A 21,569-nucleotide genomic window follows, 5' to 3' on the forward strand; every position below is an offset into this window, starting at 1 on the left:
AACGGTCGTAATCGCCGCCGTCAGCGTCGTCTTGCCATGGTCAACGTGACCAATCGTGCCTACGTTCACGTGCGGTTTCGTACGTTCGAATTTTTCCTTGGCCATGTCTTACCCCGTTATCCCAAACTAGAGAATATCGATCAAAAACAACAATTTATGGTGCCCATGGCGTGGATTGAACACGCGACCTCTCCCTTACCAAGGGAGTGCTCTGCCACTGAGCTACATGGGCGAATCCGTACTGCAAAACCTGGAGCGGGTGAAGGGAATCGAACCCTCGTCTTAAGCTTGGAAGGCTTCAGCTCTACCATTGAGCTACACCCGCAAAAACAAGCTCCATCAGCACAAAGCCCGGGCGAATCCTTTTCAGCTACTGCCGCTTTTCGGCTTGGTGGTGGGGGAAGGATTCGAACCTTCGAAGGCAGAGCCGTCAGATTTACAGTCTGATCCCTTTGACCGCTCGGGAACCCCACCCAGCGCGAAGACCCGAAACTATAGTGACCGTAATTCCGTGCGTCAAGGTCTTTTTTGATGAGGCAAAGAGCGGGAGCATGCCCCTGCTCATCGCGAGAAGGAGTTTGGCGGGAACACCATAGGATACGGAGGCACTCCCCCTTTTCGGACGCCAATGCCTTTACTGAAAGCTCTCCTCGCCCAGCTGGGCAGCCTTGCCCTGCTGTGGGCGATCGGCCGCTCCGGCATTCTTGCCGGACTCTCGCCCTTGGCCCTGTCCATATCACAGGGTTTTATTGCTGCCACCCTGTCAGCCGGACTCGGCGCACCGCGCTGGTGGTCCGGCATCCACCTGGCGTTCTTGCCGGGAATCGTGCTGGCCATGCAGAGCAAGCTTCCACCATGGGTATACCTGACCGCCTTTGTTCTACTGGCCGCAACCTACTGGACCAGCTTCCGGACCCAGGTTCCGCTGTTCCTGTCCAACCGCATCACCGTGCACCGCCTGGCGGCTTTTTTGCCTGATACGCCCACGCGCTTTCTGGATGTCGGCAGCGGAACGGGCTCAATGGTCCGGCGCCTGGCACGACTGCGCCCGGACTGGCAGATCGACGGCATCGAAAACGCTCCGGCACCATTCTTTCTATCGAAACTTCTGGCGCGCGCGCAAGTTAACGCTGCACTGCTTCGCGGTGACTTCTGGAGATACAGCCTCGAACCTTACGACGTCGTCTATGCCTTTCTTTCCCCAGTGCCTATGCCCGCACTCTGGGCCAAGGCAGCGCGGGAAATGGCGCCGGGCAGCCTGCTCATCAGTAACAGCTTCGAAATCCCGGGAATGGAACCCGAACGAGTTATCCATATAGACGACCCGCGCCGTACGCAGCTGTATTGCTACCGCATCGGGTCTGGGCAGGCAAAACAGCGGAAAGCAGCCGGTTCCGGCGGCAAATCGCGGCTAGGTTGACACAGTGCGTCGCGCACACTGCTCGTCTGTAAAGGAGCAAGAGCATGGCTGAAATCATCTGCGTAATCGGCATCAAGGGCGGAACGGGCAAAACAACGCTCTCCCACATGATCTGTCACGGCCTGACCTTGTTGGGGCGACGCGCAGCCTGTGTGATGACCGACGAATTTCGCGAGCCCTTGAGGCCCGAAGGCCGAAACTACGTCGTCGCGGATGCGCGATCAGCCAAGGCTCGCGAGAAAATGATGGAGACACTGCGCGGCCTGCCTGGCTGGGTCGGAGTGCTGGATGGCGGGGCCAACCGGACGGATACGGATATGACGCTGTACAAGCTATCCAGCCTCGTCTTGCTGCCTTTCCGAGACTCGGCTGAGGATCTGCGCGCCGTTGCCCAGGACCTGGAGCGCTACCCGCGCGCGTGGGCATTGCCATCGCAGTGGCCGACGAACCACTGGCAACAGGACGCTTCGCGCAAGCTGCTCGACACCCTGCCCACCCACCTGCGGCAGCGTGTGCTGGCCCCGACTTTCGCTGTATCTTCGTCCAAGCTGCTGTTGCAGGCACGCCTGCCGGAGAGCCTGCCGACAGTACTGAACAATGCCGCACGCTCGGTTGCCGACATGACGCTGACCCTTATCAACCACAAGGATCGCTCCCTCATCGATACGCTCGACAGCTTCGAGCGCCGGCAGGTCCTCGGCAGCCAGGCCCAGCCACAGCAAATGACCCGGCACTGAGCTTCGGGAAGGCGCGAAGGTCAACCGCGCAAGCCGTGACGTGCCAGCACGACAAGTGCCTGGGCGCGATTCGAGACGTCAAGGGCACGCAGGATCGCCGAGCAATGCACCTTTACAGTGCCCTCGGCAAGCCCCAACAGATCGGCAATCTCACGATTGGTCCGCCCCTCGACCATCAGTTCCATGACACGTGTTTGCGCCGCAGTCAGACCGAACTGCTCCGAAATCGAATCCACACTGCGTTTACGCGGCGGGCGGCTACTGGTCAGCTCCGAACTCTCGGGCGTTACGACACCGCCATCCAGCACCTTGCGCACCGCGTCGACCAACTGCTCGGTAGACAAGGATTTGGACAGGAAACCCGAGGCGCCCGCCTTCAGGGCGCGCTTGACAGAAGCCTCGTCAGCCAGTGCCGACACCACCACCACAGGTATCGAAGGAAAGCGATGCGCCAGTACGGAGAGCAGCGAGAAGCCACTCATGTCGGGCAGCATCAGGTCGACCAGGACAAGATCAAAGTCTTGCCGCGCCTCAATGATGCCAAGCGCTTCCTGCCCGCAAGAAGCCTGCGCGAATACACAGGACAAACCCAGGCGCTCCAGCGCCAGCACCATGGCCTCACGCACCAGGGCGTGATCTTCAATGACCAGTATGCGGCACTCGCTCATCAACGCGTTATCCGGGCTGAATTTCATGACAAGGCACTAAGCCTAACACACCGGCAATTACCCATCCTCTGAATATGGGTACGAGGCGGCCCCCGTTTCCACCACATTGCGCTGTCTGACCACAGCGAACACACTGCAGACAGGCGCTGCGAGACAGAGGTCCTTTCCAGTCATCGACAGCCGACACCAACAACTTGATGTAGGCATCCTTCGTTCTGAGCGGGTCCCCTTCCCTTTCAGGCACAATCACTCACGGCGCCCAATGCGTCCGATACCATGCAGGGCCGGTCAAGGAGGGTGCAGCCTGCCCACCCCGGGTCGGCGTGCAACGCCAGCCCGCAGAACAGAGTCAGACAAGCAACCCCAGCCCCGACTACCTATTAGCTCCATGCGCTGTTTGCGCCGCCTTTTCTTCGCAGCATGCCTCGCATTCGCCGGTCTCTCGCCGGCGCATGCGGCGTCCGTGCTCGTCGTGGTCAGCGAACCACGGGGCGTCTACATGGAGTTCGCAGACGCCATCAAGGCGGAGTTGCAGCGCGGCAACCAGCATGAAGTCAGCGTCATCGACAGCGACCTGCTGGCAACACGTGGGGGCTTCGACCCCCAACTGGTGCTGGCGGTCGGCGGCAAGGCGGTGGACACGGTGCTGGGGCGCGAAATCCGCACCCCGGTTCTGCTGACTCTCATCCCGCGCAGCTCCTACGACAAACTACCCGCCGCGCGCCGCGATGACCGCCGCATCAGTGCCGTGTTCGTGGACCAACCCCCCAACCGCTACCTTGATCTAGTCAAGGCAGCCCTGCCCAACATCGACCGCATCGGCCTGCTCGCTGGCCGCGACAGCCGCGAACATGTGGCACGTCTGAGCGCCGTGGCGCGCGAACGCAAGCTGCGGCCGATGACGGAGCCCATCAACTCCGACGCCGACATCTACCCGGCACTGCAGCGCATGTTCTCTGAAGGGGGCGCCCTTCTGGCCACCCCCGACACATCGGTCTTCAACAGCCAGACCATTCCCAACATCATCCTCAGCACCTATCGCTTCCGCGTGCCCGTCGTCGGCTTTTCGCCGGCATACGTCCGCTCCGGCGCACTGGTAGCCATTTATTCGACCCCTGCCCAGCTGGCAACCCAGTCGAGCGAGATCGCACGCAGCATCCTCAATGGCGGTCAGGTACCGCCCGTGCAGTACCCGCGCATCTATTCCATCGGCATCAACAACGTAGCGGCTCGTTCGCTGGGTTTTGATCTGGATCCGGAAGCCGTCATCCACGAACGGATGGAGCGGCTCGAACGGAGCACGCCATGATCCACATGCGCTGGGACATCCGCACGCGGGTCTTGCTTGTGGCGCTGGTGCCCACCGCCGTGCTGGGCATCCTGCTGACAGCCATCCTGACCGTCTCCCGCCTTGGCGATCTTGAAGACGCGCTGGCAGCCCGTGGTCAGGCGCTCGCGCGCCAGCTGGCCTCCGCATCGGAATTCGGTTTGTTCTCCGGCAACCGCGACGAACTGGCCCGTCTTGCACAATCGACGCTGTCCAATGCGGATCTGCAGGGCGTCGCCATCTTCGGCCGCGATCACGAATTGCTCGCCTCCGCCGGCCTGCAAGCCAACCAGACCGCCATCCGCCGCAACGCATCCGGCGTCGAGTGGGTGGGCAACAGCATCATCCGCATCAGTGCCGCCGTCGGTAACACAGCCGTCAGCGAAGAAGACCCCTATACCCTCACCGCCGGCACCGCCAATGCCGCTACCAGCCGCAAGCTTGGCGAGGTGGTCGTGCTGGTATCGCTGGAGCAGTTGGAAAGCCGCAAGAACCTGCACATGCTGAAAGCCCTGCTGACGCTGCTGATCGTGCTGGCAGGCAGCGGCGCGCTTGCCATGTGGCTCAGCCGCTCGGTCAGCCAGCCGATCCGCAACATCGCCCGCACGGTGACGGACATCGGCCGTGGGCGCCTGGACGTGCAGGTGCCGGTCGAAGGCGGCGGCTCCCTGCAGCAGCTGGCCGAAGGCCTCAACGAGATGGCACGCCGCCTGAAGCTGTCGCGCGACAGTCTTGAAATGCAAGTCTCGCAAGCCACAGCCGAGCTGCGCCAGCGCAAGGAAGAGGCCGAGCGCGCCAACCTTGCCAAATCACGCTTTCTTGCGGCAGCCAGCCACGACTTGCGCCAGCCCATGCACGCCCTCGGACTGTTCATCGAAGACCTCGCCAACAAGGAGCACAGCGGCGATACACAGCAGCTGATCGGCCGCATCGCCGCCTCGGCCGAGGCCATGGAGAACCTGCTCGACAGCCTGCTCGACATCTCCAAGCTCGACGCCGGTGTGGTCACCGCCAACCCGCGCCCCTTCCCGCTTGGCCCCCTGTTCGAGCGCATCGAGAGCGAGTACCGCGCGAGCGCCGAAGAGAAGGGCCTGGCGCTGCGCGTGGTGCCGACCGATCTGTGGGTCGAGAGCGACCCCATGCTGTTCGAGCGCATCCTGCTCAATCTGGTCACCAATGCCCTGCGCTACACCCCTCGCGGCGCCGTGATGGTGACGGCGCGACGCCGCGGCGTGCGTGTCCTCATCGAAGTGCGCGACAGCGGCATCGGCATTCCCGAGGACGCACAGGAGAGCGTCTTCCAGGAATTCATCCAGCTCGACAACGCAGCACGCGACCGCAGCAAGGGCCTTGGCCTCGGCCTCGCCATCGTGCGCCGCCTGTGCGTGCTGCTCGACCACCGCCTCAGCCTGCGCAGCCGCCCAGGTCGTGGCTCGGTGTTCGGCATCGAAGCCAAGATCGCTCGCCCCGTCACCCAGCTCAATGAAGCAGTCGGTACCGAATCCAACCTCGTCGGTCTGGTTATCGGCATTGTTGATGACGACTCCCTGGCCATGGAAAGCCTCGCTGGGCTGCTGCGCGCATGGGGATGCTACGTCGTCTCCGGCGAAAGCCTCGACGCCCTGCTGCACGCCCTCGCCGACAACGAAATCACGCCCCAGGTCCTCATCAGCGACTTCCGCCTACCCGGCCCGCGCAACGGCCTGGAAGTTATCGCCACCCTGCGGGCGCAGTTCGGCCCGCAACTGCCGGGGCTGCTGCTATCCGGCGATACCGGCCCGGACGTACTGCGCCAAGCCACCGACCTCGGCATCCCCTTGCTGCACAAACCTGTACGCCCTGCCAAGCTCCGTGCAGCCATTGCACATGTCGCTCATCTCGTTCCAGCACCGGGGACGCAAGCACGCTGACAAATCCTCGCGTTACCATTGGGGTCCCCGCTCGGGGACGCCAAACGGCGCCGGACGCATTTCGTGCAGCAGGAGCATCACATGAGCAGCAACGCAGACAATAGTTTCGATTTCATGCGCCAACTATGGAGCAGCATGGGTTTTGGCCTGCCAGGCATGGCCACACCGACGCTGGACGTCGATGAGATCGAGAAACGCATCACCGACCTGCGCGCTGTCGAAGGCTGGCTCAAGATGAACCTCTCGATGCTGCAGATGACCATTCAGGGGCTGGAAGTCCAGCGCGCCGCACTCTCCGCCGTGCGCGCCATGAGCCAACCCGGCGAACATGGCGAGATGCCCGCCAATCCCTTCACCAATCCGGCCCTGTGGGCCTGGCCTTTCCCTGCGGCCGGTGCTGCGACCTCGGAACCCCAAATGCCGCCCGAAGCAAGCGAACCGCCGGCAGCCCCACCACCTCCGAAGTCTGGCGGCCGCAAGAAATGAGCGCCTGTCTCGCCAGCAGCGCCTACGCACTGTCGGTCGACTGGCGACTCGCTCTCGAACACGCCATCAATCGCCTGCAGCGCATCGATGGCGCCAACCTGGGCCTGCTATACATCTCTGACCGCTTCAGCCCGCATGCGGCGCAGATGATCGAACGCCTGCGCGCTGCCACCGGCATCGAGCACTGGGTCGGCGCAACCGGGATCGGTGTGCTGGGCACGGGAGAGGCCGAGATCGATGCACCAGCCGTATCCCTGCTGACCTGCCGCCTGCCCACTGACAGCTTCCGCGTCTTTTCCGGGCGCAAACCCTTGCCGCGCGACTTCGCCAGCTTTGGCGCACTCGTGCACGGCGACCCGGCCACGCCGGACATGAGCGAACTGGTGCAGGACATGTCCTCCAAGGTACGTGGCAACTGCCTGTGTGGTGGCCTCGCCAGTGCTCGCCACATGCCCCTGCACTTTGCCGACGCAGCCTTGCAAGGCGGGCTATCTGGCGTCGCCTTCGATGAACGCATCCGCCTCGTCACCGCCGTCAGCCAGGGCTGTATCGCCCTGCCCGGCAGTTGGCGCGTCACCGCCAGCGACGAGAACGCCATCGTCGAGCTCGACGGTCGACCCGCGCTCAAGGTCTTTCGCGAAGCCATCGGCCCCGCACTCGGCGCCGATCTGCAACGCGCCGCACGCAACCTGCGCGTAGGGCTGCGCAACGAAGAAAGCGGCCCCACCGGTTTCGCCGTGCGTCCCATTACCGACTTCGACCTGCGCGCTGGCGCCCTCTCGATCAACGAGCAAGTTGCCGAAGGCCAGGAGCTTGTCTTCGTGCGCCAGGACGCCAACAGCGCCGCAGAGGACTTCCGCCGCACGCTGGCCCGCCTGCGCCAGGCCTGCCCCGAGCCCCCCGTAGCCGGCATCTACATCAGCTGCGCTGGGCGCGGCGGCGCCCTGTTCGACAGCGACGACAGCGAAGTCGCGATGATTGCCGAAGTCTTCGATCAACTCCCGCTCGCCGGCTTCTTCTCGGCGGGCGAAATCGCCAGCAACCGCCTTTACGGCCTGACCGGCGTCCTCACCCTGCTTTTCTGAAACCTCCCTCCTACACCATGAGCCAACCTGCAGCAGAAATCTTCAAGGCCTACGACATCCGCGGCATTGTCGACAAGAGCCTCACCAACGACACCGTGCGCGGTATCGGCCAGGCCCTCGGTACCGAAGCGCTCAAGCGCGGCCAGAAGACCATTGTCATTGGCTACGACGGCCGCTTATCCGGCCCGCGCTTTGCCGAAGCGCTCGCCGCCGGCATCACCTCGACCGGCATTGACGTCATCGACATCGGTTGCGTCGCCACCCCGATCACCTACTTCGCCGCCTACCACCTCGGCGCCAACAGCTGCGTGTCGATCACCGGCAGCCACAATCCGCCCGAGTACAACGGCCTCAAGATGGTGCTCGGCGGCCAGACGCTGTACGGCGCCATGATCCAGGATCTGCGTCGCCGCATCATCGAGGACGACTTCGCCCGTGGCGCCGGCAGTGTCTCGAAGACCGATGTGCGTCCCGCCTACATCGAGAAAATCATCAGCGACGTCAAGCTCGCCCGCCCCATGAAGATCGTGCTGGACAGCGGTAATGGCGTCGCCGGCAACACCGCTCCCGACCTGTTCCGCAAGCTCGGCTGCGAGCTCACCGAGCTGTTCAGCGAAGTCGACGGCAACTTTCCCAATCACCACCCCGACCCCTCCAAGCCCGAGAACCTGGAAGACGTCATTCACGCACTCAAGAACAGTGACGCTGAACTGGGGCTTGCCTTTGACGGCGACGGCGACCGCCTGGGTGTCGTGACAAAAGATGGCGAGATCATCTACCCGGACCGCCAGATCATGCTCTTCGCTGCCGACGTACTGTCGCGCGTACCCGGCGGCCAGATCATTTACGACGTCAAATGCACGCGCAACCTCGCGCCGTGGATTCGCAAGCATGGCGGCGTGCCCGTCATGTGGAACACCGGCCATGCGCTGGTGAAGGCCAAGCTCAAGGAAACCGGCGCTCCGCTGGCCGGCGAAATGAGCGGCCACATGTTCTTCAAGGAACGCTGGTACGGCTTCGACGACGGCCTCTACACCGGCGCGCGCCTGCTGGAGATCCTGTCGAAGTCGCCGGATGCCAACGCCATCCTCAAGGCGCTGCCGGATGCCGTCAGCACGCCCGAACTCAATATCAAGATGCAGGAAGGCGAGCCCGCGCAACTTGTCGAGAAGCTGAAGGCTGTGAAGTTTGATGGTGAAGTCGAGCGCATCACCATCGACGGCCTGCGCGTCGAGTTCGCCGACGGCTTTGGCCTCGCCCGTTCGTCCAACACCACGCCGGTCGTAGTGCTGCGCTTCGAGGCAGACAATGCGGCAGCGCTGGAGCGTATCCAGGACGTTTTCCGTAACGCCATCACAGCAGCCTGGCCGGGCATCTCGCTGCCTTTCTGAGGTGCACGCCCCCCAGAAAAAAGGCCGCCTGAAGGCGGCCTTTCTGTTTCTGTGCAACAGGCTTACTTCTGGTAAGCGCTGCAGTCAGAAATGCTGCACTCGCCAGGGTTGGTACGGCTCGGCCCCAACAGCGTCACGTCTTCCGGGCGCACATTGCACTGCGCGGTGTTCCAGAACACGCCCAGCGTCTCCGAGCTGCCTTCGCCCTTGACCTTGCCGATGTAACCCTGGCAAAGCTTGGTGCGCGCATCCCCGGTGTTATCGAGGATCACGCTGCGGATCGTCGTATTGTCACCGTAGTTGAGGTTGATGCCGACATAGGTCTTCACATCGCGCGTTGCCACGTTGGTGATCGTCGACTTGCGCGGACCGCCATTGGCAGTGCAGTCACCGCAGGAGCGATACACCTTGCCGGATGTCTGGATGTAGAAATTGGAGAGACGAAATTCGCCACGACCGTTGTGCTGGAAAGTCTTGTCCGACCCGTTATAGGCGCCGCCGCAGTTGATGCTCATGACTGAGCCGACCGGGCCCAGCGCGGTTGCGGCGTCTTCACCGATGTCTTCCCACCACACGTTCTGCAAGGTGCAGCTGCCCAGGCAGTGAATGCCGTCTGCGGCGAGCGAGCCGATGATGACGTTCTTCACCGTACCGCCATCCTGCACGTCGATCACGGCAGGCTGACCTTCGGCCTGTGAGCCCCCCGAGAGGTTGTAGCGCTTGTTGCCCCCATCGAACACGGTATTGGCGGGCACCACGTGGGTGGCGGTGAGCTGCACCGTCTCGGTCGGCGTCGGCATCTTGCAGCCGGGGTAGTAGCCCTGCCCACTGACGTATGCGCCGGACTGCGACTGCTGCGACGAGCTGGCCACGGAGGACTTGCTGGACGAGCTGCTGGCCACGCTGGACGAAGCCAGGCTCGAAGAGCTGCTGGCAACGCTGGAAGCGACCGACGAGGAAGACTTGCTCGACGAGACCGACGAGACCGACGACGAACTGCTGGTGCCGGACGGCACCGAACACTCGTTGGTACCACCGGCAACCTTGCCGCCGAAAGTGGCTTCGTTACAGACAAAGCTACCACTCAGTACCTTGTAGAAAAACTTGTCGGCGCGGCCAAAGGCCACGTTGGTATTGGCCGCGACCGAGCAGGTCTTGCCTTCAGTACAGATGGTGACGTAACCAGCAGGGCGATTGGCTGCCGAGGCGGTACCGGCGAGCAGCAGCAATGCGCCAGCGAGGGCGATTCTGGATTTCATGCGACTTGTCTCCTGGAAATTTATGCTCCGTCGCACGAGCGGCGACGTGAGCTATTGATAGCACTTCCGCCCCGAAAGGCCAACCTGCGGCGCGACAGGCCGCCAGCCGGCATGACGGACAGGAGTAAAATCTCTCCACCGCGCATCACGGCACGTCGTGTCGATCCGTAACAAACCTGAAAGGAAGCAGGAAATGCCTGAACTGAAGAAACCGGACTGGGAAGACCTGGGTGGCGGCATCAAGCGCCGCATCGTCGCCGATGGTGAAAAGCTGATGCAGGTGGAAGTGCACTTCCAGCCGGGCGCCGAGGGCTATGAGCACAGCCACCCGCACGAGCAGACCACGCTGGTGGTCTACGGCGGCGGCACATACTCCATCGAAGGACAGAGCTACGAGATGCGCACGGGTGACGTGATCCTTGTGCCTGGCGGCAAGAAGCACGGCTTCCTGGCCATGCAGGGTGAAGAAACCCTGCTGTATGACACCTTCAGCCCTCCGCGCGAAGACTTCCGCAAAGCCTGAGCCACAGCAGGAAAAGACAAAGCCCGGCCACCGCAAGGTGGCCGGGCTTTTTTACTGCATGCAGATATCGCTCAAGCGGCCCGGGCGTGCTCGAAGAACTGCTCGTTCTCCGTCGAACCGTGCAGCGCCGTGGTCGAAGAACGGCCGCCCTCGATGACCTGGGTCACCACATCGAAGTAACCCGTACCCACCTCACGCTGATGCTTCACCGCCGTGAACCCACGCTCGGCCGCTGCGAACTCGGCTTGCTGCAGCTCCACAAAGGCCGACATGTTGTGCCGCGCGTAACCATACGCGAGGTTGAACATGCTGTAGTTGAGGCTATGGAAGCCAGCCAGCGTGATGAACTGGAACTTGTAGCCCATGGCGCCCAGTTCGCGCTGGAACTTGGCGATCGTGGCGTCATCAAGGTTCTTCTTCCAGTTGAACGACGGCGAACAGTTGTAGGCCAGCATCTTGCCCGGGTACTCGGCGTGGATCGCCTCGGCAAAGCGCTTCGCGTAAGCGAGATCCGGCTTGCCGGTTTCGCACCACACAAGGTCGGCGTAAGGCGCATAGGCCAGACCACGCGAGATGGCCTGCTCGATGCCGGGACGCGTACGGAAGAAGCCTTCCACGGTGCGCTCGCCGGTGCAGAAATCGCGATCGTTGTCGTCGACGTCCGCGGTCAGCAAGTCGGCCGCATCCGCATCGGTACGCGCAACCAGCACCGTTGGCACGCCCATCACGTCAGCGGCCAGTCGCGCCGCGACCAGCTTGCTCACCGCTTCACGCGTCGGCACCAGCACCTTGCCACCCATGTGACCACACTTCTTGACCGAGGCCAGCTGGTCTTCGAAATGCACGCCGGCTGCGCCTGCGTCGATCATTGCCTTCATGAGCTCGAAAGCATTGAGCACACCGCCAAAACCTGCCTCGGCATCCGCCACGATGGGCGCGAAATAGTCGACGTAGTCCTTGTCGCCCGGCCCCTTGCCCTCCGACCACTGGATCTGGTCGGCCCGTGCGAAAGTGTTGTTGATCCGTCGCACGACGCTGGGCACCGAATTGGCCGGGTAGAGCGACTGGTCGGGATACATCTCGCCTGCCAGATTGGCATCACCCGCAACCTGCCAGCCAGACAGGTAGATGGCCTTGAGGCCCGCCTTTACCTGCTGCATCGCCTGATTGCCGGTCAAGGCCCCCAGGGCGTTGACGAAATCCTGCTCCTGCATGAGCTGCCAGAGTCGCGTCGCACCGCGCCGCGCCACGGTGTGCTCAACCGACAAGGAGCCCCGCAAACGCACTACGTCTTCAGCCAGATAACCCCGCTTGACCCCTTGCCAGCGCGGATCTTCGCGCCACTCCTCCTTCAAGGCTTCGGCCTGCTGCACTCTGTCCATGTCACCCTCCTTCGCTGCTGCGTTTGATGCGTCTCGCACTGCCCTGCCCGGGCTGGGCCGCCTTTCGATAGGCCGATCTGCTGATCGGGGACTTGCTTGAACACGAGCGGAGTATAGGAAGCGATGTGGCTATGCAGCAAACGCTCTTCTATAAGACACAACAAAAATAATATTCTTAAAAATCAATTCATTGTAATTGTTATTTCACAATGCAAAAAGCAAAATCGATCACCAAGACAAAAAGTTTGCGGCAACGCACCAACCTTCGGGTTGATCCTTAAGGAGTTTCAGGTACGCCACCAAACAAAGCAGGGGGCTTTGGCGCGATGCGGCTCCCACACCTTCTGAGCGAAAAAATGGCCCGGTAGAAACCGGGCCATTTTGTATCGAGCGCGCGGAAGGATCAGGCGTGCGCCTCTTCCAGCTCGTCGAACAGCAACGCCACCTTGCCCTCGCCATCCACGTCGATGCTGACCTTGCCGCCGCTGGCCAGGCGGCCGAACAGCAACTCGTCGGCGAGTGCTGAGCGGATCGTGTCCTGGATCAGGCGCGACATCGGGCGAGCGCCCATGAGCGGATCGAAGCCCTTCTCGCCCAGCCAGGCACGCAGCTTGTCGCTGAAGCTGACTTCGACCTTCTTCTCCTGCAATTGCGCCTCCAGTTGCAACAGGAACTTGTCGACGACGCGCATGATGATGTCGCGATCCAGCGGCTTGAACGAAATGATGGCATCCAGACGGTTACGGAACTCAGGCGTGAAGAGACGCTTGATGTCACCCATCTCGTCACCCGCCGCCTTGCTGGACATGAAGCCCATGGTCGACTTGGTCAGCGCCTCCTGACCTGCGTTGGTCGTCATGATGATGATGACGTTGCGGAAGTCAGCCTGACGGCCGTTGTTGTCGGTCAGCTTGCCGTGGTCCATCACCTGCAACAGGATGTTGTAGATGTCCGGATGCGCCTTCTCGATTTCATCGAGCAGCAGCACGCAATGCGGCTTCTTGTTCACTGCCTCGGTCAGCAGGCCGCCCTGGTCGAAACCGACGTAACCCGGAGGCGCGCCGATGAGGCGGCTCACCGCGTGACGCTCCATGTACTCGGACATATCGAAGCGCACCAGCTCGATACCCAGCGTATAGGCCAGCTGACGGGCGACTTCGGTCTTGCCGACACCCGTCGGGCCGCTGAACAGGAAGGCGCCGATGGGCTTGAGCGGATTACCCAGGCCTGAGCGCGACATCTTGATGGCCTTGGCAAGCGCCTCGATGGCCGGATCCTGGCCGAAGACCATGTTCTTGAGGTCGCGGTCGAGGTTGGCCAGCGCGGCACGGTCGTCGTTCGACACCGAGCGCGGCGGAATGCGTGCGATCTTGGCAACGATCTCTTCGATCTCGCCCTTGCCGATGGTCTTCTTCTGCTTCGACTTGGGCAGGATGCGTTGGGCAGCACCCGCTTCATCGATCACATCGATGGCCTTGTCCGGCAAGTGACGATCATTGATGAAACGTGCCGACAGCTCGGCCGCGCTGGTGATCGCCGCGGACGAATACTTGATGCCGTGGTGCTCTTCAAAGCGGCTCTTGAGCCCCTTGAGGATCTCGATGGTCTCGTTGACCGTCGGCTCCTGCACGTCGACCTTCTGGAAGCGGCGTGACAAAGCGTGATCCTTCTCGAAGATCGTGCGGAACTCGTTGTAGGTCGTCGCGCCGATGCACTTCATCTGGCCGGACGACAGTGCCGGCTTGAGCAGATTGGACGCGTCCAGCGTGCCGCCCGATGCCGCGCCCGCACCGATCAGGGTGTGGATCTCGTCGATGAAAAGGATCGCGTTCTGGTTCTCGACCAGTTGCTTGAGCACGGCCTTGAGGCGCTGCTCGAAGTCACCGCGATACTTGGTGCCTGCCAGCAACGCGCCCATGTCCAGCGCGTAGACCTGGGCGTTCTCCAGCACCTCGGGCACGCGCCCCTCTACGATGCGGCGGGCAAGGCCCTCGGCGATGGCCGTCTTGCCCACACCCGCTTCACCTACCAACAGCGGGTTGTTCTTGCGGCGACGGCACAGCGTCTGGATGACGCGCTCCAGCTCTTTGTCGCGACCGATCAGGGGATCGATCTTGCCGACAAGGGCTTGCTGATTGAGATTCTGCGTGTAGCTCTCCAGCGCACCGCCGGCCCCCTGGGCTTCGGACTCGGCAGCCTCGGACTGCTCTTCGCTGTTCTTGGGCGACGAGGCAGGGCTTTGCGACGGCGTCTTGGCGATACCGTGCGAGATGAAATTAACCACATCCAGGCGGGTGACGCCCTGACGCTGCAGGAAGTACACCGCGTGCGAATCCTTCTCGCCAAAGATCGCGACCAACACGTTGGCGCCGGTCACTTCCTTTTTGCCGGAAGACTGTACGTGCAGGATGGCGCGCTGGATGACGCGCTGGAAACCCAGTGTCGGCTGCGTGTCGATCTCTTCAGTGCCGGACACGGTGGGAGTGTGGTCAGCAATGAACTTGGTGAGTTCGCGACGCAGCTCGTCGATATTGACGGCACACGCTCGCAATACCTCGGCAGCGGAGGGGTTATCGAGCAATGCCAACAGCAGGTGCTCGACAGTGATGAACTCGTGGCGCTTCTGCCGCGCCTCAACGAAGGCCATGTGGAGACTGACTTCCAGCTCTTGCGCAATCATTTACTCTTCCTCCATCACACAGGCCAAGGGATGTTGGTGCTCCCGGGCGAAGCTGCTGACTTGCTCCACCTTCGTTGCGGCCACATCCCGCGAAAAAACGCCGCAGACTCCCTGCCCATTGCGGTGCACTTCCAGCATGACACGGGTCGCCTGCTCCCGATCCATGGAAAAGAAACGCTGCAAGACAGTTACAACAAAATCCATCGGTGTGAAGTCGTCGTTCAACAACATCACTTTGTATAGACGGGGCGGTTGAACTTTGGTTCGTTCCGCCTCAAGTATCGATTCAGAGTGTTTCCGGGTGGCCATGCGAGCCATTCTAATCACTAACAATCAGACTTTGACGCTCGGCTGCGTTTCGCGCAGACCAGCGCAGCCCGCAAGCCATCCAACCTCACCACGCTTCGACGCCGACACAACTGACAATTCGCGACACCACGCGACAGACATTCACGACAAAAAGTTGCCAGAAATTTGCGCTGCAACGCAACAAGCAAAAATGCAGCACTGTTGAATGCTTCCCGAACTCTTCAAATGTGGCCTCATTCAATCAGTTCAAGCCTTCGCGGCTATCTGACTCACACTTCATCCTAGCAACACACATGCCGATATCGATGACTCATTTTTGATTTTGCCAAATCCTTCCGCAGCGCCACATTGCAAGCCACCTGTACCTGTCTTGACGCCTTTCAGCGCATGGCGTAAAAGCCCGCTGTGCCCGAACGGCAGCCAGTATTCGCATCACGGCACGCATTTGGGGCGCACCGGGGAGGGAGGGTTCTCACCCGGGCCTCGCGAGGCGGTTCGGACAAGAAGCCGCAGTTTGTAAGACATCAAAAGAGTTAGAGGAAGACAAAATGGCAACCGGTACAGTCAAGTGGTTTAACGACGCAAAAGGTTTCGGCTTTATTACGCCGGACGATGGTAGCGAGGATCTGTTCGCACACTTCTCCGCAATCACCATGAACGGCTTCAAGTCCCTGAAAGAAGGCGAAAAGGTGAACTTTGACGTGCTGCAGGGCCCGAAGGGCAAGCAGGCTTCGAACATCACACGCGCCTCGTGATGGCCGGCGGCGCAAGCCGCGTGGCAAACTGAAAGGCCCGCATCACTGCGGGCCTTTTTGCTTTTTGTCAGTACGGTGTAATTTCCACCCGTTCTGCTTCCCGTCTGCGGTCTTTTAAGCAATGGCACGCATCATCCTGCTCAACAAGCCTTACGGCGTCCTCAGCCAGTTCACCAGCGAGGCCGGTCACACGACGCTGGCGGACTTCGTCAAGGTGTCACATGTCTATGCCGCTGGCCGGCTGGACGCCGACAGCGAAGGGCTGTTGCTGCTGACGGACGATGGCGGCCTGCAGAACCGTCTGGCTGACCCGCGCCACAAACAGCCCAAGACCTACCTCGTGCAGGTCGAAGGCACGCCGGAGGATGCCGCGCTGGCGCAGTTGCGCCGCGGCGTGGAACTGGACGGCCGCATGACCCGCCCCTGCGATGCCAGGCAGATCGAGGAGCCTGCCTGGCTATGGCCCCGAAATCCACCGGTACGCTTCCGCAAGACCATACCGACTGCATGGCTGGAAATCGTGCTGACCGAAGGGCGCAACCGGCAAGTGCGGCGCATGACGGCCTCGGTCGGCCTGCCGACGCTGCGGCTGGTGCGTGTCGCTATCGGGGAATGGTCGCTGGGGGAGCTCGCCCCGGGCGAATGGAAAGACGCCCTGCCCGCGCCACAGGTCAGCCGGGCCTGGCGGCAGCGCGACTGAGCCCGCTGCGCCGATCCGCGCCCTTCCGCCGGGGAAAGGGCGCAGCAAGCTACGCAATCAACCCTGTTCAGCCACGCGCCTGGCAATGTGCGCCAAGGCCTCATCCACCTGGTCGATGAGGATCAGGCTCAGGTCACCCGGCTGCAGCGCATCCATGGCCGTATCAATGGCAACGAACTCGCCATGGATCTCCTGCGTCGTGCGCGTCCGTTTGGCGCCCTCCAGGCCCTGACGCAGCAGGGCCAGCACCTCGCCGTCGGCGCGGCCACGCTGGCAGGCATCCTGGTACAGGATCACCTCGTCGAAAGCCTCGCCGAGGATTTCGGTCTGCTGGCGGATGTCCTCGTCGCGGCGATCACCCGCCCCGCTGATGACCACGCTGCGACGCTTGGCAGGGATCGCTTCGACCGCACGCACCAGCGCCTGGATGGCATCCGGATTGTGACCATAGTCGGCAATGACGGTCGCCCCACGGAAGTCGAAGACGTTGAAGCGGCCCGGTGCGTTGTCGGTGTCGCTGACAAAGCTCGCCAATCCCTCCGCAATCGCCTTCCACTCAATGCCGGCGCCCCAGGCTGCCGCCACTGAGGCCATCACGTTCTCGACCTGGAAGCCAATCGTGCCATTCCGCGTCAACGGCACCTGACTGAGCGGAATGCGCACGCTGGCGCTGCCCTCGCTGGCAACGATCTGGCGATCCTCGACATAGACCACGCGACGACCCTGTGCGCGGTGCGCCACGATGACGGGGTTGTGCGGGTCCAGCGCAAAGTAGATGACCGAGCCCGGGCAGTTGGCCGACATGGCCGCCACGATGGGATCCGCCGCGTTGAGCACCGCGTAGCCATTGGCGGACACGTTCTGCACGATCACGCGCTTGAGCACGGCGAGGTCTTCCACCGTGGTGATGTAGTTGAGACCCAGGTGATCACCCATCCCGACGTTGGTGACGACCGCCACCTTGCAGCGGTCGAAGCCCAGGCCTTCGCGCAACATGCCACCACGCGCTGTCTCGAACACGGCCGCATCGACGTCAGGGTGAGCCAACACGTTGCGCGCACTGCGCGGGCCGCTGCAGTCACCGGTGTCGATGCGTTTGCCCTGCACGTAGATACCATCGGTATTGGTCATGCCGACACGCAGCCCCGCCGCGGCCAGCAGGTGCGCCGTAAGGCGCACCGTGGTGGTCTTGCCGTTGGTGCCCGTCACGGCCACCACCGGGATACGCCCATCGTCGCCCGGCGCGTAGAGCTCACTGACAATGGCTCCGCCCACGTCGCGACCCTTGCCGAACGAGGGCGAGAGGTGCATGCGCAGGCCCGGCGCAGCATTCACTTCGACGATGCCGCCGTGCTGCTCTTCGAGCGGGCGCAACACCGACTCACAGACCACGTCGACGCCGCACACATCCAGCCCGACCATCTGCGCCGCAGCGACAGCGCGTGCAGCCAGGTCAGGATGCACGTCATCGGTGACGTCAGTCGCCGTGCCGCCCGTCGACAGGTTGGCGTTGTTGCGCAAGATCACGCGCAGGCCCTTGGCCGGCACCGAGTCCGGCTTCAAGCCCTGCATTTCGAGGCGTGCGACTGCAATGTCGTCGAAGCGGATCTTGGTCAGCGAGGTCGCATGACCTTCGCCACGGCGCGGATCCTTGTTCACTTCATCGACCAGCTGACGCACGGTATGCACACCGTCACCGACCACGAGCGGCGGATCGCGACGCGCTGCCGCCACGAGGCGGGAGCCGACGACCAGCATGCGGAAATCATGACCCGGCAGGTAGCGTTCGACGAGCACGTCGTCGCTGATCTCATGCGCAGTCTGATAGGCCGCAATGAGCCCTTCACGCGTCGTGATGTTGACCGTGACACCCTTGCCCTGGTTGCCGTCTTGCGGCTTCACGACGACCGGCAGGCCGATCTCCTGCGCAGCCGCCCAGGCGTCGTCAGCATCGCGAGCCGGACGCCCCTTGGGCACCGGCACACCCGCCGCTTCAAGCAGCTTCTTGGTGAGTTCCTTGTCCTGTGCAATCGACTCGGCAATGGCGCTGGTGCGGTCGATCTCGGCCGCCTGGATACGGCGCTGTTTGCTACCCCAGCCGAACTGCACCATGCTGCCGCTGGTCAAGCGGCGATAAGGAATACCACGCGCCACGGCCGCGTGCACGATGGAGCCGGTGGACGGCCCCAGGCGTACGTCCTCATCAAGATCCTGCAGGCTCTTCAGCGCACCCGGCAGATCGAAGCTCCCACCCGCCACAGCCGCTGCAATCAATTGCTCGGCCAGCGTCATCGCCAGACGTCCGACCTCCTCTTCGCTGTACTCGACCACCACCTGCCAGACGCCGTCGTCCGGGGTCGCCGTCGTGCGGCTGAAAGTCACCGGGCAACCTGCCTGCGCCTGCAGACTCAGCGCGGCCGTCTCCAGCACGTGGGCCAGCGAACGCCGCTCGCCGAAAGCCACAACCTTGATTTCGCCCAGCAACGGGAAAAGCTCGCGCAATCGCTGGTCGAAAGCGGAGCCCTCTTCCAGCTCGCACTCTGCCGCGTCACATTTGACGATGGCTTCGATCGAGGGGTGGCGACTCCAGAGGTTAGGGCCGCGCAGCGCGCGGATGCGGGAAACTTCCATCAGCTATGTCCTGTCGTTCTTGTCACGGTCGTGAATCGCTTCGTCATTCGCAGCGGCATCAGCGCGCTCTGCGTTTGGTACTGGCCGGTTGGCCAAAAGCCGATTCGAAATTGTCAACGCCGGAGCCGATGGCCTCGGGCGTCAGACCCAGCGCCCAGGCGGCCGCCACGGCAGCCAGCGTGGCGCCCATGGGTTGCGGCACTCGTGCTGCCAGTGGCGTCTCCTGGTCCTTGCGGCACAGCACGATGGCGCCATCGCGCCCCAGCACAACGCGGCCACCGGATTCGCGGTGCTCCAGCACACGCGGATTCTCCGGGTGCTGGCTATAGAAGATCACCTCACCGTCGCAGTATTCGGCCAACGAAGCCACGGCTTCATCATCGGCGTTCAGTACGGCAGCGCCGTCCTCGAGCACGACGTCTACCTGGGTGCGCAGCACGCCAGCAAGCTGGTCGGTGGTGAGCACATCGAAAGGCACCAGCGCATCACCCAGTTGCAGTGTCGTCACGACCCCCACGTTACAGCGGTCATACGGCAAGCCTTCGGCGAGGATGCTCTCGGGTGGTGTTTCGAACACGGCTGCCTGCACGTTGCGATTGATCAGCAAACGCTGACCCGCCTGCCAGTTGGCGCTGTCAGCCGATTCCACCTTGCGCCGGTCGAGGAACAAGCCTTCGCGACAGGCCACGCCAGCCTGCATGCCGCCCACGTGCAACAACCAAGCGACGAGGCGCGAGACACGCGTGGTGTGCTCGGCACCGGTGACGCCCACCAGCGGGATGCGGCCGTTGTCACCATCGGGAAACAGGTGGTCAACGATGGGCACGCCGACCTGACGCGGTGTGCCGTGCGCAGGCTGCAGGTGCATCAGCAGGCCGGGGCCCGCATTCACTTCGACGATGGCACCGCGCTGTTCAGCCAGCGGACGCGAAATGTCTTCGGCAACGAGGTCGACGCCCGCAATGTCGAGACCCACGATGCGCGCCGCCAGCGACACCACGGCGGCGACGTCCGGGTGCACCTTGTCGGTCACGTCGAAAGCCATATTGCCATTGGGCTGGATCAGCACACGCTGACCGTCGGCCGGCACGTCCTCGGGCTTGAGGCCCTGGCGCTGCAGTATCAGTACGATGCCGGGGAATTCCTGCAACGTGATCTTGCTGAGCGGAAACTCCTCTGCCTCACCGCGACGCGGGTCGGAATTGAGCTGCGACTCGATGAGGGCCAGCACGTCCTGCTTGCCATCACCGGTCACCCATGCGGCTTCGCCGCGCGCAGCCGCAACGACCTTGCCACCCACCACCAGAAGGCGGTGCTCGTCGCCACGCACGAAGCGCTCGACGATGACTTCGCTGCCCTCCTTCTCGGCCAGCGCAAAGGCGGCTTCGATGTCGGCCTTTTCGGTCAGGTTGAGTGCTACGCCACGACCATGGTTGGCGTCGCTGGGCTTGACCACCACCGGCAGGCCGATGGATTCGGCAGCTTCCCAAGCCTCCTCGGGACTGGCGACAATCTCGCCCTCGGGCACCGGCACGCCGCAAGAGGCGAGCAGGTTCTTGGTCAGATCCTTGTCGCTGGCAATGCTCTCTGCAATCGCACTGGTGCGGTCGGTTTCGGCCGTCCACACACGACGCTGACGAGCGCCGTAGCCCAGCTGCACGAGGTTGCCACTGGTCAGGCGAATCGAGGGAATGCGCCGCTCCGTCGCCGCCTCGACGATGCAGTTGGTACTGGGGCCCAGGCACAGCGAATCAGCCAGCTCCTCGACCCGCGCCACGGCGGCCGTCACGTCGTAAGGCTTGTTGTCGATGGCGGCCATCACGAGGTCGCGGGCGGCCAGCAGGCCGGCGCGCGTCACTTCATCCTGCCGCGAACGCACCACGACCTTGTAGACGCCACGCTTCGAGGTGCTGCGCGCCTTGCCGAACCCCACCTTCTGGCCCGCAAGGTTGAGCAGCTCGATGGTGACGTGCTCAAGGATATGGCCGGGCCAGGTGCCTTCCTCGAGCCGGCGCAGGAAGCCACCGCGCTCGCCGTAGCTGCAACGGTGCTCGACCAGACCGGGCAACCAGCTGGAAAGGCGTTCGTAGAATCCAGGGAGGGTGTTGGACGGCGCGTCTTCGAGTTCGCCGATGTCGATCAGCGCTTCCAGCGCCGGGCGGTAGGTCCAGATGTTGGGGCCGCGCAGCGCGCGGATTTCCAGAATGTCGATGTCTCGTTTGCTCATTCGTTACTCTGTTCAGCGACGGCAGCCCTGCGGGCCACCCTGTCGCGGCAACGGTGTCAACGCAGCAGGCGCCACGCGG

18 protein-coding genes and 3 tRNA genes are annotated in these 21,569 nt (G+C 62.8%); 10 read left to right on the forward strand and 11 right to left on the reverse strand.

All coding sequences use genetic code 11. From position 1 onward, the window contains the following. From ABEA02_RS15340 to ABEA02_RS15355, 4 genes are all read right to left on the reverse strand, one after another. Positions 1 to 105 (reverse strand): GTP-binding protein (locus tag ABEA02_RS15340; protein WP_034194841.1); only part of this gene is annotated, 105 nt, incomplete at its 3' end. 52 nt (positions 106 to 157) lie between these two features. Continuing rightward, positions 158 to 232, reverse strand: a tRNA-Thr gene (locus ABEA02_RS15345). A 19-nt stretch (positions 233 to 251) separates the two neighbouring features. Then, positions 252 to 325, reverse strand: a tRNA-Gly gene (locus ABEA02_RS15350). Positions 326 to 389: 64 nt separating this feature from the next. Then, a tRNA-Tyr gene (locus ABEA02_RS15355) sits at positions 390 to 474 on the reverse strand. Positions 475 to 628: 154 nt separating this feature from the next. Between ABEA02_RS15355 and ABEA02_RS15360 the strand changes: the two genes are divergently transcribed. Then, positions 629 to 1,420 (forward strand): class I SAM-dependent methyltransferase, encoded by a 792-nt coding sequence (locus ABEA02_RS15360; protein WP_345533974.1) that lies wholly within the window; start codon positions 629 to 631, stop codon positions 1,418 to 1,420. Positions 1,421 to 1,464: 44 nt separating this feature from the next. Further along, complete coding sequence (locus tag ABEA02_RS15365) at positions 1,465 to 2,157, forward strand: hypothetical protein (protein WP_345533975.1); 693 nt, start codon at positions 1,465 to 1,467, stop codon at positions 2,155 to 2,157. 20 nt (positions 2,158 to 2,177) lie between these two features. Here the strand turns inward: ABEA02_RS15365 and ABEA02_RS15370 are convergent, their stop codons facing one another. Next, entirely contained in the window at positions 2,178 to 2,852 is a 675-nt protein-coding gene (locus tag ABEA02_RS15370) for a response regulator transcription factor (protein WP_345533976.1), read from the reverse strand. Between the two features lie 472 nt (positions 2,853 to 3,324). Between ABEA02_RS15370 and ABEA02_RS15375 the strand changes: the two genes are divergently transcribed. The 5 genes from ABEA02_RS15375 to ABEA02_RS15395 all read left to right on the forward strand — a co-directional run bounded on the left by ABEA02_RS15375 (position 3,325) and on the right by ABEA02_RS15395 (position 9,024). Next, positions 3,325 to 4,134: an ABC transporter substrate-binding protein gene (locus ABEA02_RS15375; RefSeq protein ID WP_345533977.1), complete on the forward strand. Its 810-nt coding sequence runs from the start codon at positions 3,325 to 3,327 to the stop codon at positions 4,132 to 4,134. Further along, a complete protein-coding gene (locus ABEA02_RS15380) occupies positions 4,131 to 6,062 on the forward strand; it encodes an ATP-binding protein (RefSeq protein WP_345533978.1) in 1,932 nt (643 codons plus the stop codon). Before ABEA02_RS15375 ends, ABEA02_RS15380 begins: the two co-directional genes overlap by 4 nt. Positions 6,063 to 6,143: 81 nt before the next feature. Then, positions 6,144 to 6,548, forward strand: a complete 405-nt coding sequence (locus ABEA02_RS15385; protein WP_345533979.1) for a PhaM family polyhydroxyalkanoate granule multifunctional regulatory protein — start codon at positions 6,144 to 6,146, stop codon at positions 6,546 to 6,548. Beyond that, complete coding sequence (locus ABEA02_RS15390; RefSeq protein WP_345533980.1) at positions 6,545 to 7,633, forward strand: FIST signal transduction protein; 1,089 nt, start codon at positions 6,545 to 6,547, stop codon at positions 7,631 to 7,633. The genes ABEA02_RS15385 and ABEA02_RS15390 overlap by 4 nt, the downstream gene beginning before the upstream one ends. Before the next feature lie 17 nt (positions 7,634 to 7,650). Beyond that, positions 7,651 to 9,024 carry a phosphomannomutase/phosphoglucomutase gene (locus ABEA02_RS15395; RefSeq protein WP_345533981.1) on the forward strand — a complete coding sequence of 458 codons (1,374 nt, stop codon included), beginning with the start codon at positions 7,651 to 7,653 and terminating at the stop codon, positions 9,022 to 9,024. A gap of 62 nt (positions 9,025 to 9,086) precedes the next feature. Here the strand turns inward: ABEA02_RS15395 and ABEA02_RS15400 are convergent, their stop codons facing one another. Next, complete coding sequence (locus ABEA02_RS15400) at positions 9,087 to 10,283, reverse strand: pectate lyase (protein ID WP_345533982.1); 1,197 nt, start codon at positions 10,281 to 10,283, stop codon at positions 9,087 to 9,089. A gap of 193 nt (positions 10,284 to 10,476) precedes the next feature. On the opposite strand from ABEA02_RS15400, the gene ABEA02_RS15405 reads away from it, so the two are divergent. Beyond that, the gene (locus ABEA02_RS15405; RefSeq protein WP_345533983.1) at positions 10,477 to 10,806 is read left to right on the forward strand and encodes a cupin domain-containing protein; all 330 of its coding nucleotides are present in this window, start codon (positions 10,477 to 10,479) and stop codon (positions 10,804 to 10,806) included. A 71-nt stretch (positions 10,807 to 10,877) separates the two neighbouring features. Here the strand turns inward: ABEA02_RS15405 and aceA are convergent, their stop codons facing one another. The 3 genes from aceA to clpS all read right to left on the reverse strand — a co-directional run bounded on the left by aceA (position 10,878) and on the right by clpS (position 15,177). Further along, positions 10,878 to 12,188 (reverse strand): isocitrate lyase, encoded by a 1,311-nt coding sequence (gene aceA, locus ABEA02_RS15410; protein WP_345533984.1) that lies wholly within the window; start codon positions 12,186 to 12,188, stop codon positions 10,878 to 10,880. Positions 12,189 to 12,591: 403 nt separating this feature from the next. Next, positions 12,592 to 14,868 (reverse strand): ATP-dependent Clp protease ATP-binding subunit ClpA, encoded by a 2,277-nt coding sequence (clpA, locus tag ABEA02_RS15415; RefSeq protein WP_345533985.1) that lies wholly within the window; start codon positions 14,866 to 14,868, stop codon positions 12,592 to 12,594. Beyond that, positions 14,869 to 15,177 carry an ATP-dependent Clp protease adapter ClpS gene (clpS, locus tag ABEA02_RS15420; protein ID WP_345533986.1) on the reverse strand — a complete coding sequence of 103 codons (309 nt, stop codon included), beginning with the start codon at positions 15,175 to 15,177 and terminating at the stop codon, positions 14,869 to 14,871. Positions 15,178 to 15,725: 548 nt separating this feature from the next. Here clpS and ABEA02_RS15425 point away from each other — a divergent pair. Together ABEA02_RS15425 and ABEA02_RS15430 are read left to right on the forward strand one after the other, a co-directional pair. Further along, positions 15,726 to 15,932, forward strand: coding sequence for a cold-shock protein (locus ABEA02_RS15425; protein ID WP_345533987.1), 207 nt, complete (start codon positions 15,726 to 15,728; stop codon positions 15,930 to 15,932). A 121-nt stretch (positions 15,933 to 16,053) separates the two neighbouring features. Beyond that, a complete protein-coding gene (locus ABEA02_RS15430) occupies positions 16,054 to 16,632 on the forward strand; it encodes a pseudouridine synthase (protein WP_345533988.1) in 579 nt (192 codons plus the stop codon). 57 nt (positions 16,633 to 16,689) lie between these two features. On the opposite strand, the gene cphA is transcribed toward ABEA02_RS15430, so the two are convergent. Continuing rightward, positions 16,690 to 19,263: a cyanophycin synthetase gene (gene cphA, locus ABEA02_RS15435; protein ID WP_345533989.1), complete on the reverse strand. Its 2,574-nt coding sequence runs from the start codon at positions 19,261 to 19,263 to the stop codon at positions 16,690 to 16,692. A gap of 58 nt (positions 19,264 to 19,321) precedes the next feature. Next, positions 19,322 to 21,490, reverse strand: coding sequence for a cyanophycin synthetase (locus ABEA02_RS15440; RefSeq protein ID WP_345533990.1), 2,169 nt, complete (start codon positions 21,488 to 21,490; stop codon positions 19,322 to 19,324). Between the last annotated feature and the right edge of the window lie 79 nt (positions 21,491 to 21,569).

This window comes from Viridibacterium curvum (assembly GCF_039544165.1).
In the GTDB taxonomy this organism is placed as follows: Bacteria; Pseudomonadota; Gammaproteobacteria; order Burkholderiales; family Rhodocyclaceae; genus Viridibacterium; species Viridibacterium curvum.

Coding starts and splice junctions, on each gene's coding strand:
- ABEA02_RS15360 (WP_345533974.1), top strand. CDS start 629: ATGCCTTTACTGAAAGCTCTCCTCGCCCAGCTGGGCAGCCTTGCCCTG.
- ABEA02_RS15365 (WP_345533975.1), top strand. CDS start 1,465: ATGGCTGAAATCATCTGCGTAATCGGCATCAAGGGCGGAACGGGCAAA.
- ABEA02_RS15370 (WP_345533976.1), bottom strand. CDS start 2,852: ATGAAATTCAGCCCGGATAACGCGTTGATGAGCGAGTGCCGCATACTG.
- ABEA02_RS15375 (WP_345533977.1), top strand. CDS start 3,325: ATGGAGTTCGCAGACGCCATCAAGGCGGAGTTGCAGCGCGGCAACCAG.
- ABEA02_RS15380 (WP_345533978.1), top strand. CDS start 4,131: ATGATCCACATGCGCTGGGACATCCGCACGCGGGTCTTGCTTGTGGCG.
- ABEA02_RS15385 (WP_345533979.1), top strand. CDS start 6,144: ATGAGCAGCAACGCAGACAATAGTTTCGATTTCATGCGCCAACTATGG.
- ABEA02_RS15390 (WP_345533980.1), top strand. CDS start 6,545: ATGAGCGCCTGTCTCGCCAGCAGCGCCTACGCACTGTCGGTCGACTGG.
- ABEA02_RS15395 (WP_345533981.1), top strand. CDS start 7,651: ATGAGCCAACCTGCAGCAGAAATCTTCAAGGCCTACGACATCCGCGGC.
- ABEA02_RS15400 (WP_345533982.1), bottom strand. CDS start 10,283: ATGAAATCCAGAATCGCCCTCGCTGGCGCATTGCTGCTGCTCGCCGGT.
- ABEA02_RS15405 (WP_345533983.1), top strand. CDS start 10,477: ATGCCTGAACTGAAGAAACCGGACTGGGAAGACCTGGGTGGCGGCATC.
- aceA (WP_345533984.1), bottom strand. CDS start 12,188: ATGGACAGAGTGCAGCAGGCCGAAGCCTTGAAGGAGGAGTGGCGCGAA.
- clpA (WP_345533985.1), bottom strand. CDS start 14,868: ATGATTGCGCAAGAGCTGGAAGTCAGTCTCCACATGGCCTTCGTTGAG.
- clpS (WP_345533986.1), bottom strand. CDS start 15,177: ATGGCCACCCGGAAACACTCTGAATCGATACTTGAGGCGGAACGAACC.
- ABEA02_RS15425 (WP_345533987.1), top strand. CDS start 15,726: ATGGCAACCGGTACAGTCAAGTGGTTTAACGACGCAAAAGGTTTCGGC.
- ABEA02_RS15430 (WP_345533988.1), top strand. CDS start 16,054: ATGGCACGCATCATCCTGCTCAACAAGCCTTACGGCGTCCTCAGCCAG.
- cphA (WP_345533989.1), bottom strand. CDS start 19,263: ATGGAAGTTTCCCGCATCCGCGCGCTGCGCGGCCCTAACCTCTGGAGT.
- ABEA02_RS15440 (WP_345533990.1), bottom strand. CDS start 21,490: ATGAGCAAACGAGACATCGACATTCTGGAAATCCGCGCGCTGCGCGGC.